The sequence below is a fragment of the Mycolicibacterium stellerae genome (assembly GCF_003719305.1).
Lineage (GTDB): Bacteria > Actinomycetota > Actinomycetes > Mycobacteriales > Mycobacteriaceae > Mycobacterium > Mycobacterium stellerae.
In genome coordinates, this window is sequence record NZ_RARC01000042.1 from 17,483 (window position 1) to 34,226 (window position 16,744).

10 protein-coding genes are annotated in these 16,744 nt (G+C 67.3%); 4 read left to right on the forward strand and 6 right to left on the reverse strand.

Annotation, left to right across the window (positions count from 1 at the left end; genetic code table 11):
* Position 1: 1 nt before the first annotated feature.
* Genes D6M19_RS31355 through D6M19_RS31375 form a run of 5 tightly spaced genes read right to left on the reverse strand, consistent with a single transcriptional unit; the run spans position 2 to position 11,272 of the window.
* Positions 2-2,368 carry an AAA family ATPase gene (locus D6M19_RS31355; RefSeq protein ID WP_123029200.1) on the reverse strand — a complete coding sequence of 789 codons (2,367 nt, stop codon included), beginning with the start codon at positions 2,366-2,368 and terminating at the stop codon, positions 2-4.
* Positions 2,369-2,418: 50 nt separating this feature from the next.
* Entirely contained in the window at positions 2,419-4,104 is a 1,686-nt protein-coding gene (recD, locus tag D6M19_RS31360; RefSeq protein ID WP_164478788.1) for an exodeoxyribonuclease V subunit alpha, read from the reverse strand.
* 5 nt (positions 4,105-4,109) lie between these two features.
* Entirely contained in the window at positions 4,110-7,397 is a 3,288-nt protein-coding gene (gene recB, locus D6M19_RS31365) for an exodeoxyribonuclease V subunit beta (RefSeq protein WP_123029201.1), read from the reverse strand.
* A complete protein-coding gene (gene recC / locus D6M19_RS31370; protein WP_123029202.1) occupies positions 7,397-10,648 on the reverse strand; it encodes an exodeoxyribonuclease V subunit gamma in 3,252 nt (1,083 codons plus the stop codon). Before recC ends, recB begins: the two co-directional genes overlap by 1 nt.
* Positions 10,649-10,654: 6 nt before the next feature.
* Complete coding sequence (locus D6M19_RS31375; protein WP_123029203.1) at positions 10,655-11,272, reverse strand: HD domain-containing protein; 618 nt, start codon at positions 11,270-11,272, stop codon at positions 10,655-10,657.
* 280 nt (positions 11,273-11,552) lie between these two features.
* Here D6M19_RS31375 and D6M19_RS31380 point away from each other — a divergent pair, with 280 nt between their 5' ends.
* The 3 genes from D6M19_RS31380 (at position 11,553) to D6M19_RS31390 (ending at position 15,112) form a co-directional block, all read left to right on the forward strand.
* The gene (locus D6M19_RS31380) at positions 11,553-11,987 is read left to right on the forward strand and encodes a nitroreductase family deazaflavin-dependent oxidoreductase (protein WP_123029204.1); all 435 of its coding nucleotides are present in this window, start codon (positions 11,553-11,555) and stop codon (positions 11,985-11,987) included.
* Between the two features lie 77 nt (positions 11,988-12,064).
* The gene (locus D6M19_RS31385; RefSeq protein WP_123029205.1) at positions 12,065-13,351 is read left to right on the forward strand and encodes a L,D-transpeptidase; all 1,287 of its coding nucleotides are present in this window, start codon (positions 12,065-12,067) and stop codon (positions 13,349-13,351) included.
* A gap of 159 nt (positions 13,352-13,510) precedes the next feature.
* Positions 13,511-15,112, forward strand: a complete 1,602-nt coding sequence (locus D6M19_RS31390; RefSeq protein ID WP_123029230.1) for a purine-cytosine permease family protein — start codon at positions 13,511-13,513, stop codon at positions 15,110-15,112.
* 4 nt (positions 15,113-15,116) lie between these two features.
* On the opposite strand, the gene D6M19_RS31395 is transcribed toward D6M19_RS31390, so the two are convergent.
* Entirely contained in the window at positions 15,117-16,331 is a 1,215-nt protein-coding gene (locus D6M19_RS31395) for an FAD-dependent oxidoreductase (protein ID WP_123029206.1), read from the reverse strand.
* A gap of 199 nt (positions 16,332-16,530) precedes the next feature.
* On the opposite strand from D6M19_RS31395, the gene D6M19_RS31400 reads away from it, so the two are divergent.
* Entirely contained in the window at positions 16,531-16,743 is a 213-nt protein-coding gene (locus tag D6M19_RS31400) for a hypothetical protein (protein WP_123029207.1), read from the forward strand.
* Position 16,744: the final 1 nt, after the last annotated feature.

Genomic DNA, 16,744 nt, shown 5'->3' on the forward strand with positions numbered 1-16,744 from the left:
ACTACCTTTTTGCCGCCCACGCCAGGAACTCGTCGGCGGTGAATACCGGCTTGCCGTACTCCTGCGCCTTGCGCGCCTTGCCCGATTGGCTGCCCGCCTCGGCGGTCACCAACACCTCACAGCGCGTCTTCGTCACCGACGCCACCGGCGTCAACCCGGCCGAGGCCGCCAGGTCTTCCATCTCCCAGCGCTCCACGATGCGTCCCGCCCGGTCCTGCGCCGTCCCGGTGAAACAGATCCTGGTGCCCGGCGCCAACACGTCGCCGATGTCGTCGCGCTCCAAACACACCGACTCCGAAACGATCTCGACACCCAACAGGTCGGACGCCGCGCACAACCGCGACACGGCTTGTGCTGTCAGCGCCACCCGCCCCGCCGCCGACCGCAGCTGGTCGGCCACCGCCTGCCTCGCCGCGGCATCCCACGGGGTGTCCCCGCCTGCGCGCACCGCGGGCGCTGCCGAACCCAGAAGCGCCCCGCCGACGTCCCTGCTCACCCGCAGCAGCGCCGACAACCCGGGCAGGTGACCGGCCGTCGGCGTGGGAACCGACTGATCCCGGCTCACCAACATGCCCGAAATCGACTCCGCGGGCTCGGGCTCCTCGAACGCCGACGACCCGTCCTCCGAATCCGATCCACCGTGTGCCCTCAACGCCGCCTGCGCTCGTTCCAAAGCCGTCGCACCCGACGCCCGCGCCCCTCGCAGCTCCACACCCAACGGCATCACCGTCACACAGCCGAGCCGCTTGAGCTCGAAGTCGATCAGGCCGAGCGTCTCGTCCACTCCGAAACCAACCGGAGTGCAACCTGCCAGCATCGGCGCTATCACCGCCCATGCCTCGCGCAGTGTCGGCGCCAACAGCACGTCGGACACTGTGATCCCGAACGACTTTCGCGCATCCGCCAGATCCCGCTGCGGGTTGATCAACGATGTCACCGCGGTGCCGTCGTCGAAGGCCACCGCCAGCTCAACCGGCCGCGGCCGCGACATCCGGCCCTCGTCGCCGACCGTCAGCATCCCGATGGCGCAGTAGCGCCGCGCGCCGGAGCTACCGACCGAGCTGCGCAAGAACCGTGCAATACGACGGTCCGTCTTCAAATCCTTGGGCAGCACAGGCCTTTTCAGCACCAGCCCCGCCAGCGAGGTGCACCGGCTCAATGCCACATAGAGCTGGCCGGTCGAGAACATACCGCCGGTCAGATCCACCACAAGACGCTCCAACGTCTGGCCCTGGCTCTTGTGGATCGTGATCGCCCACGCCAGCTTGAACGGCAGCTGGGTGTACGAGCCGATCACCTCGCGCCCCAGTGAGCCGCCGCTCACCACGGGTCGCGTCGCCTCCCACGTATACGGCGTCACCTCGGCATACGAGCCGTCGGTGAACTCCACTTCGACGACTGCGCCGTAGCGGTCGTAGTCGATGCCGATCACGCGGCCGATGGTGCCGTTGACCCAGCGGTTGCCCTGGTCGTTGTTCAGCATCATCACCTGTGCGCCGACCTTGAACCGCAGCGTCTCCTCGACCGGAGGGTCGAACAACGACAAGTCACCCGACGCACGCGCCTGATGCACCAACTCATCGCCGGACAGCCGTTCGAGGTGCTGGCGGTTGCGCGCGGTCACCAGCCGGTTCGTCGGTGCCAGCGTCAGCCAGAATTCCCCGTCGGGCGGAACGAAGTCGGCGTCGGCACGCGCATTGAGCTGCTCCTGTGCATGCCCCAGCAGCACACCCTCGCGAATCTCGTTGAGAATGGCCGTCATCCGGTCATCGCCGAGCTGGCGGAACACCGTCGTCAACGCGACGGTCGGGAACTCGTCCCGACGGAAACTGTGCGCGGAGAAGAAGTACGGCGTCTCGTAACCTTGTGAGGAGGCCGCCGAAAAGAAATCGGCCTCGCCCTCGGTGACGACCGGCGGCAGTTGATAGAGATCGCCGACCAACACGATCTGCACCCCGCCGAACGGCGTTCCCGGCTGCGGCCCGAACCGCGACAGCGCAAGGGCCACCATGTCGAAGACGTCGGCGCGCACCATCGACGCCTCGTCGATGATCAGCGTCTGCAGCGACGCCAGCGTCTTGGTGAAGCGGCCGGGCCGGTAATCACCGCTGCGGACGTCGTCGAGCGTCGTCGTCGTGCGGAACCCGAACAGCCGGTGAATGGTGTAGCCGTCGACGTTGAGGGCGGCGATGCCCGTCGGTGCAACGACCACCACGTTGCGGTCCGTCTCGGCGATGAACAGGCGAATCAGCGTCGACTTGCCCGTGCCCGCCTTGCCGGTCAGAAAGACATGCTCACCGCCGGCCAGCAACTCGAGCGCCTCGCGGAACTCATCGGTCAGGACGAGCGCGCCGGATGTCCCCGCCACGGGCGCCCACGTTACCTCCGCGCGAACCCGGCTGATGGAAGCTCCGCGTATCAGTCGGCGGCCTGCAGTCGTCGGCCCAGCCCGGACGCCCGCACCGCACGCCGTTCGACCGCGGCCCGCAACGCCGCTTCGGACCCGACGACACGCACCCGCGTCTTGGCGCGGGTGACCGCCGTGTAGAACAGCTCACGCAACAGCAGGCGGGAATCCTGCTGTGGAAGCAGCACAGTCACCTCGTCGGCCTGACTGCCCTGGCTCTTGTGGATCGTCATCGCGTGCATCGTGTCCACGTCCGACAACCGGCCTGTCGCGAACTCCAGCTGCTCCGTCCCGGCGATCACCGCCCGCAAGACGCCGTCGCGCACCACCGTGACGCCCGTGTCGCCGTTGTAGAGCTTCAACCCGTAGTCGTTCGCAGTCACCAGCACGGGCCGCCCCGCATACCAGTCGGACCAGATCGCCTCGCCCGTCTCCTCGGCCAGCCATCGCTCGACCTGCCGATTCCAGAACCGCACCCCGTACGGGCCGCGCCGATGCGCACACAACAGCCGGTGCTCGTCGAGCGTCTGCAGCGCCACGTCCGCATTGCCGAGGATCGCCGCCTCCCGCAGCCGAAGCGCCTGCGGCACAACCACCTTGCGCAGATGCTCCGCCGGCTGGTCGGTGTCGACCCACTCGATGTGCTCGCCGCCCGCCCGTAGCACCTCGATGGCTGCATCCGCCGCACCCGCTCGGATCGCCGACGCCAACGCCCCGATTGACTCGCCGAACCGGTGCGGCGTCTTCAGCGCCGCCAGCTTGGAGGTGTCCAGCCCGTCGACCAGATCCGCGAGCACCGCGCCCGCCTCCACCGACGCCAACTGGTCCGGGTCGCCAACCAGGATCAGCCGCGCGTCGGGGCGGACCGCCTCCAGTAGCCGCGCCATCATCGTCAGCGACACCATCGACGTCTCGTCGACCACGATCACGTCGTGCGGCAGCCGGTTGCCCCGGTTGTGGCGGAACCTCGCCGATGTGTCCGGTCTGCTGCCAAGCAGCCGGTGCAGCGTCGTCGCATGCATCCCCGACAGCGCCTCCCGGTCGGCCGCGTCGAGCTTGCCGACCTCCAGCGCCACCGCCTCCTGCAAGCGGGCAGCCGCCTTACCCGTCGGGGCAGCAAGCGCGATCCGCAAACGCGTGCCCGCAGCGAGCAACGCAAGCAGGCGCGCGACCGTCGTCGTCTTGCCCGTACCCGGCCCGCCCGTCAGCACCGTCAGCCCCTGCGCCAAAGCGACTTTCGCCGCCGCGCGCTGCTCTTCGAATCCCGCAGGGAACAGGCGGTCGATGTCGGGCGACACCTTCTGGGGTTTCGCCGTGATCATCGTGTGCACGTCGTCGGCGACTTGCTGCTCTTCGAGCCAGTATCGGTCGAGGTACAGCAGGTCGCCGTCGACGCGCAGCGCCGACGGCGTGCCCGCCAACGCGCTCGCGCCGATAGCCGCCAGCCAAGCGTCGACGTCCGGCCACGGCAGTCCGTCGAAGCCGACCTGCGCCTCGACCGACCTCAGGTCGACGCACACCGACCCGTTGCGCAGCGCCCGCACTGCCACCGCGACGGCCAGTGCGACCCTCTCATCAGACTCCTTCGCCAGTGCGGTAAGCCGTTGCGCCACGTGCACATCGGACGACTCGAGGACCTCGGCGTCGACGAATGCCCGCAGCAGGCCCACCGCCCCGTGCGCCTGCCGCCATTCCATCGCCGTCACGCGGCCACCCTGCCAGAGTCGAGCAGATCCGACATCGCGGTGATCAGCGACGCGGGCGGCTGCCAACTGAACACACCCGCCGGGTGCCCGTCGACCACCGGGGTGTCCGGCCCGCACATACCGCGCAGGAACAGGTACATCACGCCGCCGATGTGCTTGTCCGGCGCGTAGGCGGGGAGTCGCCACCGCAGGAACCGATGCAGCACAACGCTGTACAGCAGCGCCTGCAGCGGATAGTCGGAATGCAGCATCGCCTCGACGAGTCGCGGCTTGGCGTAGTCCGCCGCCGTCAGCGGTTCGGATGGATCCCCGAGCCAATTCGTCTTGTAGTCGACGACCACGTACCGGTCACCGATCCGCAGCACCGCGTCCACCGAACCCGACAGGTATCCCTTCAGCGGCTGGCCGCCGAGTGCAGCCCCGCTCAACCGATCCGCGTACGACGCCAACGGGTCGTCCCCCGGCAGATGCGCCCGCATCAGTTCGCCGACGTGCGACAGCCGGATGTCGGGCGCCGCTGCGCGCAGATCGCCACCGGCCAAGGGGAATTCGAAGTCCATTTCCCGCATCCGGTCCTGTAGCCCGATCTGCCGCAGCGTCAAGCCGTCAGCCAACGGGCCGAGGGGAGTATCGTGCATCGGCACCAGCGCCGCTGCCAACTCGGCGGCAGCCACGTCGACCGGCCACCACACCGCATGCTCGCGAACATGGGTTTCCAGCTCGGCCGTCAGGTCGGCGGCGAACGGATCCGCCGTCTCCAACACCGCGTGCACCAGCGTGCCGAACTTCGCGCCCATCGGCAGATCCGCCATCGGCGAGGCCACATCCGCGCCGACCGCCGTCGTCGTCAGCGGTATCTCGGCGACCTCGTCGTCCAATTCGACGACTTCCGGTTCGCTGCTCACCGGCGTCGACTCGGCCGCTCGGATCAGACCCGAGTACGACGTCCGCCGCCACGCGGCGTCGATCGAACGGTGGAAGTGCCGTGCGGCCAGGTCCGCCCTCTGCTCCTGCGGCGGCAGCGCCGGAAACGGTCGCACGACCGACTCCTCGATGACGAACCCGCCCGCCGCCTCCCATTCACCGAACCGTGCCATCGCATCGTCGTCGGAGATCTTGTCCGGCGAACAACGATCCGGTACCGCGGCGTCACCGGGCCGCCGACCGCGCAGGAGCCGAGACAACCCGCCGTTGGGCTCGTCCCACGACGGCGCCCACCACGCGACCACCTGCGACTGCGCCCGCGTCATCGCCACGTACATCAACCGGCTGACGTCGCTGGCATCCTCTCTTCGGCCCAGCACCGCGACCGCGTTGAAGTCCGGGCTGTCGACCCCGCCGACGTGCAGGCACCGCTGATCGCCCTCGTGGTACAACACCAGCTTGCGGTCCTGCACATTGCGGTTGAACGCGAACGGCAGGTAAACAACCGGGAACTGCAGGCCCTTGGCCACCCATACCGTCATAATCTGCACGGCAGCCGCGTCGTGGTCGAGCCGACGGGCGCGTTCCGTTGTACCGCTTCGCTCTTCGCGTTGCTCGCGCAGCCAGTCACGCAGCGCGGGCAGGCTGAAGTGCTCGCGGTGGGCGGCCTCCTGCAGCAGCTGCGTCATGTGCGCAAGGTCGGTCATCTGTCGCTCGCCGACCTGCCAGGACAACACCCGCAGGCTCATCCCGTCCAGCTGCGCGGCTTCGAAGATGGCGGCGACACCGCGCTCGCGGGCCTGTCCCGCCCACTCCCGCAGCGTTTCGGCGATCTCGTCGGTCAGCTTGTCGCCGCCATCGACAAGCTCGTCGGCCGTCTTACCGAAGAACATCGTCGCCGCGGCGGCCCGCACCATGCCCGACCGATGCGGCTGGTCGAACGCCTCGAGCAGCGTCAGCCAGTCCTCGGCGGCGTCGGAGTTGAAGATGTCCGAGTCACCGGTGTACACCGCAGGGATGCCCGCGTCGCCAAGCGCGCGATAGCAGGCGCGCGCATCCTTGTGGCTCTCCACGATCACCGCGATATCGCGTGCCTCCAGCGGCTCGCCGTCGAAGGTGGCGCCGCTGGCCAGCAGAGCGCCGATATCGGCGGCCAGATCGCGCGGGATGTGCGTACGCAGGTCTCCGATCGCGATGGTGCGGGTTCCTTTGCAGCCGAACGTATCCCGTTTCACCACGCGTAACCGGAACGGGTCCTCGCACGGAGCGCCCTTCAGCCGTGAGCCGCGATAGTGCGCCTCTACCTCGTGCACGATGATCCGCTCGTCGCCGAGCGCGGCCCCGCCGAGCAGCGTCTGCAGTCGGTTCAACAGGGCGGCGTCGCTGCGCCAGTTCTTGCCGAGAGTCTTCCGCACGCCTGCTGTTTCCGCGGCGTTGAGGTAGGTGACGATGTCGCCGCCGCGGAACGCGTAGATGGCCTGCTTCGGGTCGCCGATCAGGATCAGCGTCGAGCGACGATTGAACGCGCGGCGAATCACTTTCCATTGCACCGGGTCGGTGTCCTGGAACTCGTCGACCATCACGATGGGCCACCGCTGATGCATCCGCAGCTGGGCCGGCGAATCGTCGGCTTCAAGCGCATCGGCCAGCCGGGTGAGCAGGTCGTCGTAGCCGAGGATGTGGCGTCGTCGCTTGCGGACTTCCAATTCGGCCAGAACGTCTTTCGCGAAGTCGACGCACACCGCGGCGCGGGAGTCCGGCGGCGGCTCCTTCGGTCGCAGCTCGGTCGCGGGGTGCTTGACCACCTCGTGGGCCAGTCGAAGGGCGTCGTCGTAGTTCAGCAGCGGGAAGTCCCGTTCGAGCCCGAAGTGCCGGAGGTAGAGGTCGTCGACGATCTCGGCAACCAACTCGTCGAGGCTCTCGACAAGCGTGACGCCGGTGTCGCTGTCGCCCGCCACCCCAAGCGATTTGAGCACCATCTGACAGAACTGGTGTGTGGTGGCGATGGTCGCGGCGTCGAACGCCGCCAACGCGTCGCGCAGTCGTCGGCGACGGTCATCGCGCTCACCGTCGGCGCAGTCGAGCAGATGCACGATCACCTGATTGTCGCCGACCCAGGACGGATCGTCGAAGGCCACTACCGCGTCGACGATTTGGCGCCGCACGCGGTCGCGCAACTCCTGCGTCGCCGCCCGCCCGAAGGTGATCAGCAGCATCTGGTCCAGCGTCGCCGCGCCCTCGGCGATGTAGCGCGTGACAAGGCCGGCCAACGCGAACGTCTTGCCCGTGCCCGCGCTCGCCTCCAGCACGGTCGTCGACCGTGCATCGGGCAGCCGACCCAGCAGATCGAAGTTCTCCATCAAGCGTCCATGGCTCGAAGCATCGGCAGCCACAGGCGGCCCGCGTAGTGGCCGAGGCCCGCATCGACGAGGACCCTCAGCCACGCGCCATGACCCCACGTCCGAACGTGCGCCGGTTCGGCATCGTCGCCCGGATAGCGATCGGACTTCCACCGGTACCCTGCCGAACGCTCCGGATCGCCGTGGGTGTGTACGGCCTCCGCCCACGCGAACGATGTCTTGGTCGGCAGCGGCAGTGGTTCGCGACGGCCCTCGTCGTACATCGCGACGAGATCGGCCAGCAGGTCCACGGCGGGTTCGGCGGGTCTGCGCAGGGTGGTCAGCTGCGGCGTCGTGCCCTTCCTGGCGCGACAGATGCACACCGCCGCCCAGTCCTGACTCGGATCGTGAGCGAGCAACGCCAGCAACGGAATCCACGACTGCAGCAGCTGGCGTCCGCCCGGCTTCGAATACGTCACCGAGACCAGCCGCTCGCCGAACACCGGAGAGACGGTGCCCACCAACCGCCTACCGCCGAGGTCGATATCGACGTCGACTGCATCAGCGTCGGACTTGCGGTACCCAAGGGCGGTTTCGGCCAGCAGCGCGGCCTGGTCGCGGATCTCGGTGGCCTTGCGCCACCCGAGCTGGCCCGGCGGCAGCGTGCCGCGCCGCCACTCCGCGTGTATCGCCTCCTCGGCCGCCATCCCCGCCAACATGTCGGCGAGCATCCGATCGCCGACCGTCCACTCCTCGAGTGCATTGATGTCGACGGGCATGGCGTCCTCGACCCCGTCGACCTCCCACGGCAACGTGAAGTCCAGCGCCCGGTAGAACCCCTTCACCGGATCCCGGAAGAACGCGACCAGGTCGGCGAGCACGACATCGTCGAGCGGGGGAGCGGGCAGCAGGCCGGAGATGAACGGCGGCTTCTCGGCGCGATCACCAAAGCGGGCCTTGGCCGCCTTCAGCACGGTCGGGTCGAACGTGAACGGTTCGTCCGGGATCAGCTTGCCAGGGATGACGTTGCGAGTGTCGAAGGGCTGCAACGGATGTTTGACGACGATCTGCTTGCCGACCTTGTGTTCGGTGGTCAGGTCGAGGGTGTCGAGGAGCTCGGCCAGTGGCACCGCCGGCGGCCGCTCCTGGCCGGAGTACTCGTTGGCGCCGGTGTAGGTGATGACGAGCTTCTCGGTCGCGGCGCCGATCGCGTCGAGCAGCAGTTGGCGATCCTCGGAACGAATGTCGCGTTCGCCGGTCATCGGGTCGCGGGCGAGCACGTCGTCGCCGTCGACCACACCAAGGCGCGGGAAGATGCCGTCGTCGAGGCCGACGAGGCAGACCACGCGGTGCGGGACCGAGCGCATCGGCACCATCGTGCACACCGTCAGGGTGCCGGTGCGGAAGTTGGCCCGCGTCGGACGCCCCGCAAGGTGGCGGTCAAGGAGCGCGCGGATGTCGGGCAGACGCATCCTCGTCTGCGCGCGGGGACCCGCGTCGGTGAGCACGTCGCCGAACTCGCGCTGCAGCTGACTGGTCTGCCAGGCGTCGTCATCATCGACGCGGGCGAGCAGGTCGATGCCTCGTTCCAGCGCAGTCAGCCACTCGCGCAACGGCTTGAGGCCGGTGAGGGATTCGACGACGTGCTGCAGCCGGTCGACGTACTCGGCCAGCTGGCCTGCCAGCTCGACGCGGTTGCTGCTGACGTCGTCGAGCGGCAGGGTCGTCTCGATCCAGGCGTGTGAGTCGTCAGACATCGCCACCCCCGCGAGTACACGGTCGATGCCGAAACGCCACGTGTTCTGCACGAAGTCGACGCCGTACAGCTTGCGGCTGTCGCGGTCGAAGCCCCATCGGATGTTGGCCTGGCGTACCCAACGCGTGATGTCGTCGAGGTTGTCGTCGGTGAACCCGAACCGGGCCCGCACCGGCGCCGCCTGCGCGAGGTTGAGCACCTCGCTGGACGTGGCGCGCCCGCCTGCGAGCGCGAGCAGCTGCGACGCCACGCCCAGCAGCGGGTTGGTCTGCACAAGCGAGCGGTCTGCCAGCCGGACCCGCAGCTTGTGCGCGGGATGCACGCCCTTGATGATGTCGCCGAGCCCGAACCCCGCGACGATCAGCGGCGCATAGCTCTCGATGTCCGGGCACATGACGAGGATGTCGCGCGGTTCCAGCGTCTCGTCGTCGGCGAGCAGGCCGAGCAAAACCTCTCGCAGGACATCGATTTGGCGGGCCGGACCGTGGCAGCTGTGCACCTGCACCGAACGGTCGTCGGGACGCAGCGTGCGCCCGCCGCGTGGTATTTCGTTGGCGGCGATGTCGGACTGCAACCAGCCGAGCAGGGTGTCGGGGCGGTCATGGGCGCCTGTCGATCCAAGCAGGTATTCGTCGGTCTGCCGATGCTGGGGCAGGCTGCGTTGCAGTTCGCGTAGGTCGCGGCCGAGGGTGGCCAACAGCGGGTGCCCGACTTCCCGGTGGCTGGTGTCGCCGCGGCGAGCGATCTGGCCGTGCACGTCGGCGAGCGACTGCCACAGGTTGTCGCTTGGGTGCGGCAGCCACAGGTGAAGGTCGTGGTGGGTGGACAGTGCGTCGAGCAGTTCGATCTCGGTGCTGGGTAACCGGGTGTGACCGAAGAGGGAGATGCGCTCGGGCAGATCGGTGGGGGACTCCTGCAGTGTGACAAGTGTTTTCGCGTGCCTGATGTGGGGCGGGTCGGCCTCGACGCGGTCCAGCACGGCCCGCCAGAGGTGCGGCTGCCAGTCGAGGTCGCTGTCGAGCCCGTCGGCGTCGTCATTCTCCCAGTCGACGAGCAGCTGCGGCCGCTGCCGCGCGTAGGACGCGAAGAGCCCGGCGAGCCGTCGGGCGACGGCGTAGCGGCGGCCCATCCGGAGCTCGCGTTCCTCGCCCGCGACAAAGTGGCCGAGATGGGTGGCCAGCGTCTTGCACCAGTCGGCGTCGCAGCTTTCGTCGATCACCTCGAGCAGTGGCCACACCAGCGTGTCGGGATGCCACGGGTCTTCGGCGTCGGTGCCGGTGATCTCGGCGATCAGCGAGCGCGGGTTGCGGAACGAGATGCCTGCGCAGACACCGTCGGCTTCGGTTCCGCGGCCGAGGATGTGTGACAGCCGCTGGCTCAGCCACCGCTCGACGCCCTTGGCAGGAACGATGACCAGCTCCTCGGCGAACGGGTCGGGAAGCGGATCGGCGAGCAGCGCGCCGAGGCCGTCGGCCAGGAGATCGGATCGCTGCGCGCGATGGAGATGCAGTGCCATCGGGCGTCAGACTACGACTGCCCTGTCGCCGCCTTCGACGAGTCGCTTCAGCTCGCCGACCACTCGCCCGAGCTCGCCGACCATCCAGCTGTCCAACTCGTGTCTGCGGTACGCCTCGAGCAGGCTCTCGTAATACCAGAGGTGGTCGTGCGGATTCTTCCGGTTGAACCGGTCCCACAGAGCCGGGCCGTGGGTGTGGTAGTCGCGCAGCATCGACCGCGCGTTGTCCAGCTTGTCGGCCACCGACACCAGAAGCGTGTCGCGGCCGACGTCCGCGAGGTGGTCGATGTAGCGCTGCTTGCGTTCCAGCCACGGCGGCTTGGGTACCTCGTCGGTGTCGCTGCACTGCTCGACGATGCGCGCGACGTCGTCGCCGAAGTTGGCGCGGATCTCCTCGAGCGTCGACGGCCCGCCTGCGTCTTCCACCGCGTCATGCAGTAGCGCGGCGATGGCCTGCTCCTCGGAGCCCCCGTCGTTGATCACCAGGCTTGCCACCGAAAGCAGATGGCCGACAAAGGGGATGTCACCCCCCTTGCGTACCTGGTTGTGGTGCTTGCACTCCGCGTACACCAACGCCTTGGAGAATTTTCCTGACAGTTTCGGATCATGCGTGTGTTCGCTCATTCGTCCCCTACCTTCTGACCCGACCATATAGAGGGACACCGACGGGATGCTGCGATGCTGGGAAGCTGCCCGCCCCGCAGCGAAACATTCGCTGGTACCGAACGGTCGACGGGGTGAGCGAAAGAATCGCTCTGAGGCGGGCACGGAGCCACCCGTTGCGGACAACGGCCGCCGGTCAACACCCCGAGACCGGCCGACGTCGGCGGGCAGTCGGTCGATACGGCTGGACCCCCGCCAGCACCTGACCGTGCGTCCGCGCGCCGCGTGCCACCATGGGGACATGCCCGACGACGACATGGCCTCCGAGCGCGACTTCAACGAGCGCAACATCGAGGAGTTCCGCCGCAACGGCGGCAAGGTCGGCGGGCAGTTCGAGGGCTTCCCGCTCCTGCTTCTGACTTCCACCGGCGCCAAGAGCGGCGCCGAACGCATCAACCTCGTCGGCTATTTCGACATCGACGACAAGATCTACATCGTCGGCTCCGCCGCCGGCCGCGACAAGAGCCCCGCCTGGGTGTTCAACATCCGCACCCATCCCGACGTCCAGGTCGAGATCGGCTCCGACCCGCCAAGGACCGTCGTCGCCAACGAACTGCCCAGCGACGAACGCGATCGGATCTTCGCGATCGTCAAGGAACGCGCTCCTGGATTCGCCGAATACGAGAAGCGCACCGATCGCGTCATCCCGATCTTCGAAGTTGCCACCAAGGCTTAATCAACAGGTTCGTCGAAGCGCAGCCGCGCCCCCTATAGTTGGACGCAGATCGGCCAAGCCGATCAATTGTCCGGCCCATGCCGACCCACATTGGAGTGCCATTGCCCTGGTCCCGTCGCGTTTGCGTCACCTCCGCCGTCGCCGCAATAGCGGCGTTGGTGCTTCTCGCTGGAGATGTCGCCGACACCACCGACCAGTGCTCGACCGGCTGCGACGTCGCGAGCGCCGCGCATACCGCGTCCGCTCCTAAACCTTCTCCTCCTCGGCCCGCCGCCCTCGGCGTCTTCCCGAAGCCGCAAGCGGCCGATGTCGACCCGGCCGTACCGGTCTCCGTCGCCGCGTTCACCGGACGCATCGACAACGTCAAGCTGGTCGACGACTGGGGCGAGACGGTGCCAGGCGCCCTGACACCCGACAAGACGGGCTGGCGCCCGACCGAACAACTCAGCTACGGCCGCACCTACACCATGACCGTCGCCGCGCGCGGGCCCGGCGGCATGCCGTCGCGTCAGACGTCGAGCTTCACCACCCTGTCGCCCGACTACGAGACCGCCGTCAACCTCAACACCACCGCGGGTGTCTCGCTCGTCGACGGCAACACCTACGGCGTCGGCACCGTCGTCGTCGCGCATTTCGACGAACCGATCACCGACAAGACGGCCGCCGAGAAACGCCTGCACGTCACCACCAACCCGCCCGTCGCGGGCGCCTGGAATTGGGTCGACGACCAGAACGCCCACTGGCGACCCGAGAAGTATTACGCACCAGGCACTACCGTCGACGTCAGCGCCGACATCTACGGCGCGCAACTCGGTGACGGCATGTACGGCCAAGAGGACCAGCACGTCTCGTTCAAGATCGGCAACGCCCACGTCTCGATCGCCGACGACAAGACCAAACAGGTCAGCGTGTTCGACAACGGCAAGCTGGTCCGCACCATGCCGACCTCCATGGGCATGGGCGGCACCGAGGTCGTCGGCAGCAAGACCTTGCACTTCTGGACCCCGCCGGGTGTCTACACCGTGCTGGACAAGGCCAACCCCGTCGTCATGGACTCAACGACCTACGGGCTCACCGGCGCGGGCGGCTATCGCACGACCGTCGCCTACGCCACCCGCATCAGCATCGACGGCATCTATCTGCATCAGCTGAACTCCACGGTCTGGGCCCAGGGCAACACCAATGTGTCCCACGGCTGCCTCAACCTCAACGGCGATAACGCCGTGTGGTTCTACAACTTCTCGGTGCCCGGCGACATCGTCGAGGTCCGCAACACCGGCGGGCCGCCGCTGCAGCAGTGGCAGAACGGCGACTGGAGCGTGCCGTGGGACCAGTGGCGCAAGGGCAGTGCGCTCAACGCGTGATGGCCGCACCACGGCGCCAATCTAATTGACGCTGACGATATCTCGCACCCGGAACACGCGCGTCATAGTCCAGAAACAAAGCGGGCCTAACTTTGCCGGGTGACCCAAGACGTCAGCGAGGAGCCGGTGAACGAGGCCGCCGAGGCCGACCTCGACACCATGACGGCCACCAAGGAAACTCTCGAGGACTACACGCTGCGGTTCGCCCCGCGCAGCTATCGAAAGTGGTCGACGCGGGTGGTCGGCATCTCGGCCCTCGGCGGCATCGCCTACCTGGCTGACTTCGCCATCGGCGCCAACATCGGCATCTCCTACGGCACCACGAACGCGCTGTGGGGCATCCTCATCTTCGCAATCGTCGTGATGGCCACCGGCTTTCCCGTCGCCTACTACTCGGCGCGCTACAACATCGACCTCGACCTGGTGACCCGCGGCAGCGGTTTCGGCTACTACGGGTCGGTGGTCACCAACGTCATCTTCGCGACGTTCACCTTCATCTTCTTCGCGCTCGAGGGCTCGATCATGGCCCAGGGCCTCAAACTCGGGCTCGGAATACCGCTGTGGCTCGGGTATGCCGCATCGACCCTGATCATCTTCCCGTTGGTCATCTACGGCATGAAAGTGCTTTCCACGCTTCAGGTCTGGACGACGCCGCTGTGGCTGGTGCTGATGGTCGCGCCGTTCGTCTACCTCGTCGTCAGCCATCCAGAGTCGGTCGGCCAGTTCTTCGCCTACCAGGGCGAGAACGGCGTGCAAGGGTTCGACTTCGGCTCGACCCTGCTTGCTGCGGGTGTGTGTCTGTCGCTCATCGCCCAGATCGCCGAGCAGAACGACTACTTGCGTTTCATGCCGCCCAAAACTCCTGAGAACAAGCGCAGTTGGTGGACGTGGATGTTCCTGGCCGGGCCGGGCTGGGTCATCTTCGGTGCCATCAAGCAGATCGTCGGACTGTTCCTGGCGGTCTATCTGATCGCCAACGTCGCCGACAGCGCGGGCATCGCGAACCAGCCGGTGCATCAGTTCCTGGAGATCTACGAGAACTTCCTGCCCGGCTGGCTGGCGATGACGCTCGCCGTGGTGCTCGTCGTCATCAGCCAGATCAAGATCAACGTCACCAACGCCTACTCGGGATCGCTGGCCTGGACCAACTCGTTCACCCGCGTCACCAAGCACTACCCGGGACGGCTGGTGTTCCTCGGGGTGAACTTGCTGATCGCGTTGATCCTGATGGAAGCCAACATGTTCGACTTCCTCAACACGATCCTTGGCTTCTACGCCAACTGCGGTATGGCGTGGGTCGTCGTGGTGGCCTCCGACATCGTCTTCAACAAGTTCCTGCTCAAGCTGTCGCCGATGGAGCCGGAGTTCCGCCGCGGCATGCTCTACGCGATCAACCCCGTCGGCTTCGGGTCGATGCTGATCGCCGCGGGCGTGTCCGTCATCGCGTTCTTCGGCGGGCTCGGCGAGGCCATCCGGCCGTACTCGCCGCTGGTCGCCATCGGCCTTGCGCTGGTGTTGCCGCCGATCTTCGCCATCGCCACCAAGGGCAAGTACTACCTGCGCCGCACCGACGACGGCATCGACCTGCCCATGTACGACGAGCACGGCAACCCGTCCGGCGAGCACCTCAAATGCCATGTCTGCCATCACGATTACGAGCGGCCCGACATGCTGAAGTGCGAAACGCACGACGCCCACGTCTGCTCGCTGTGCCTGAGCACCGACAAGGTCGCCGACCACGTCTTGCCCGCACAGACCTAGCGCGTCAGCGGCGGGCGAAGTCCGGCGCGTGCTGGGGCAGTAGGCCGACGCCGACGACGTAGGCGGGCACGGCCGTCAACGCAGGAAAGCGCTGCACCGTTCTCAGCACCGCGTCTGGCGGCCTCGCCGCCTGGCGGCCCTGCAGCACGGCCGTGAGCGCGACGCGATGCAGCACGCGTTGGATCGTCTGGGTCGCGACGGTGGGCAGTATTCGGCGCCGCCGCACCGCGGCGAGATGCTTGGCGGTCAGACGTCGGGTCCGAAGTGGCTCCGCCAGATAGCCCGCCGCGGCGACGGCATCGGCGATCGCGAGGTTGATGCCGACACCGCCGACCGGCGACATGGCGTGCGCGGCATCACCGATGCAGAGCATCCCGTCGCGGTGCCACCGACGCAGACGATCCAGCCGGACGTCGAGCATCTTCACGTCGTCCCACGACGTGATGGCCTCTGGCGACGATTCGGGGATCATCTCACAGAGTTCGCGGTGGAACGCGTCGAGCCCGCGTGCCCGCAGCGCCGCGTCGCTGCCCTTCGGAATCAGGTAGGCGATCTGGTAGTAGCCCTCGCGCGGGATCATGATCAAAGCCCGTCCGGGTCTGGTGCGCGGGATCAGCGAGAACTGCGCCTGCTGATCGCGGGGCATCCGGAACCACCACACATCGAACGGCACCGGGTAGTCCCGAATGGGCAGCCCAGCGTCCCGCCGCACGGCCGACGTACGCCCGTCGCATCCCACGACGAGGTCGGCACGGAGTTCGCCCGCGCCGTCAGGGCTGGTGAACCGCACACCGGTGACCCGGTCGCCGTCACGCAGCAGACCGGTGACGTCGTGCTGCATGAGCAAGTTGAAGGTGGGCTCTTCTTGGGCGGCGTCGGCGATCAAGTCGAGCAGGTCCCATTGCGGCACCATCGCGACGTAGGGGTGAGGCTGCGACCGGAGCCGGCTGAAGTCGACGAGGGTGTAGAGATTGCCGTCGACGTCGAACTGCCCTCTCTCCACGACACTGTGCGGCAGGCGATCGAACCGCTCGAACAGGCCGAGCTCGTCGAGCAGTCGCATGGTGACGGGATGCACCGTGTCACCGCGGAAGTCACGCAGGAAGTCGGCGTGCTTTTCGAGCACCGTGACCTCGACGCCCGCGCGGGCCAGCATCAAGGCCAGGAACAGGCCCGCCGGGCCGCCTCCGACAACCGCGCACGTCGTTGCATCGCTCACGTCGCCATTGTCGCGCCGCCTCCGCGCCGAAACTGCATTCTTGGTCGTCAAGCCGCGGAAATGGCGACCTTAGATGCATTTTTGCGGCCCCCGAATCCGGCGGATGCCGAAACTTAACGATCATGAAACCGACAACGCTGTGAGGCAGCTCACTGGAAGGGCTATATTGTGTCTGCAGTCACAACGAAGGGGCCTTCACATGCTTGAAGCGCACAACGGTGCGGTGCTCGCGTCCCAGGTCAGGCCGCGTGCGGCACGCAGCCATGCGCATATGTGGTGGGGCGTCCTGATGCTGGTCCTCGTCATCGCCGGCATCGCCGCTGTTGCGATCACGGCAGCGATGGGCCTGACGACCGAAGCCCTCATCATCGCGATCTTCACCGGGGCTTTCGTCTCCCGCTGCGCCTGCTGAC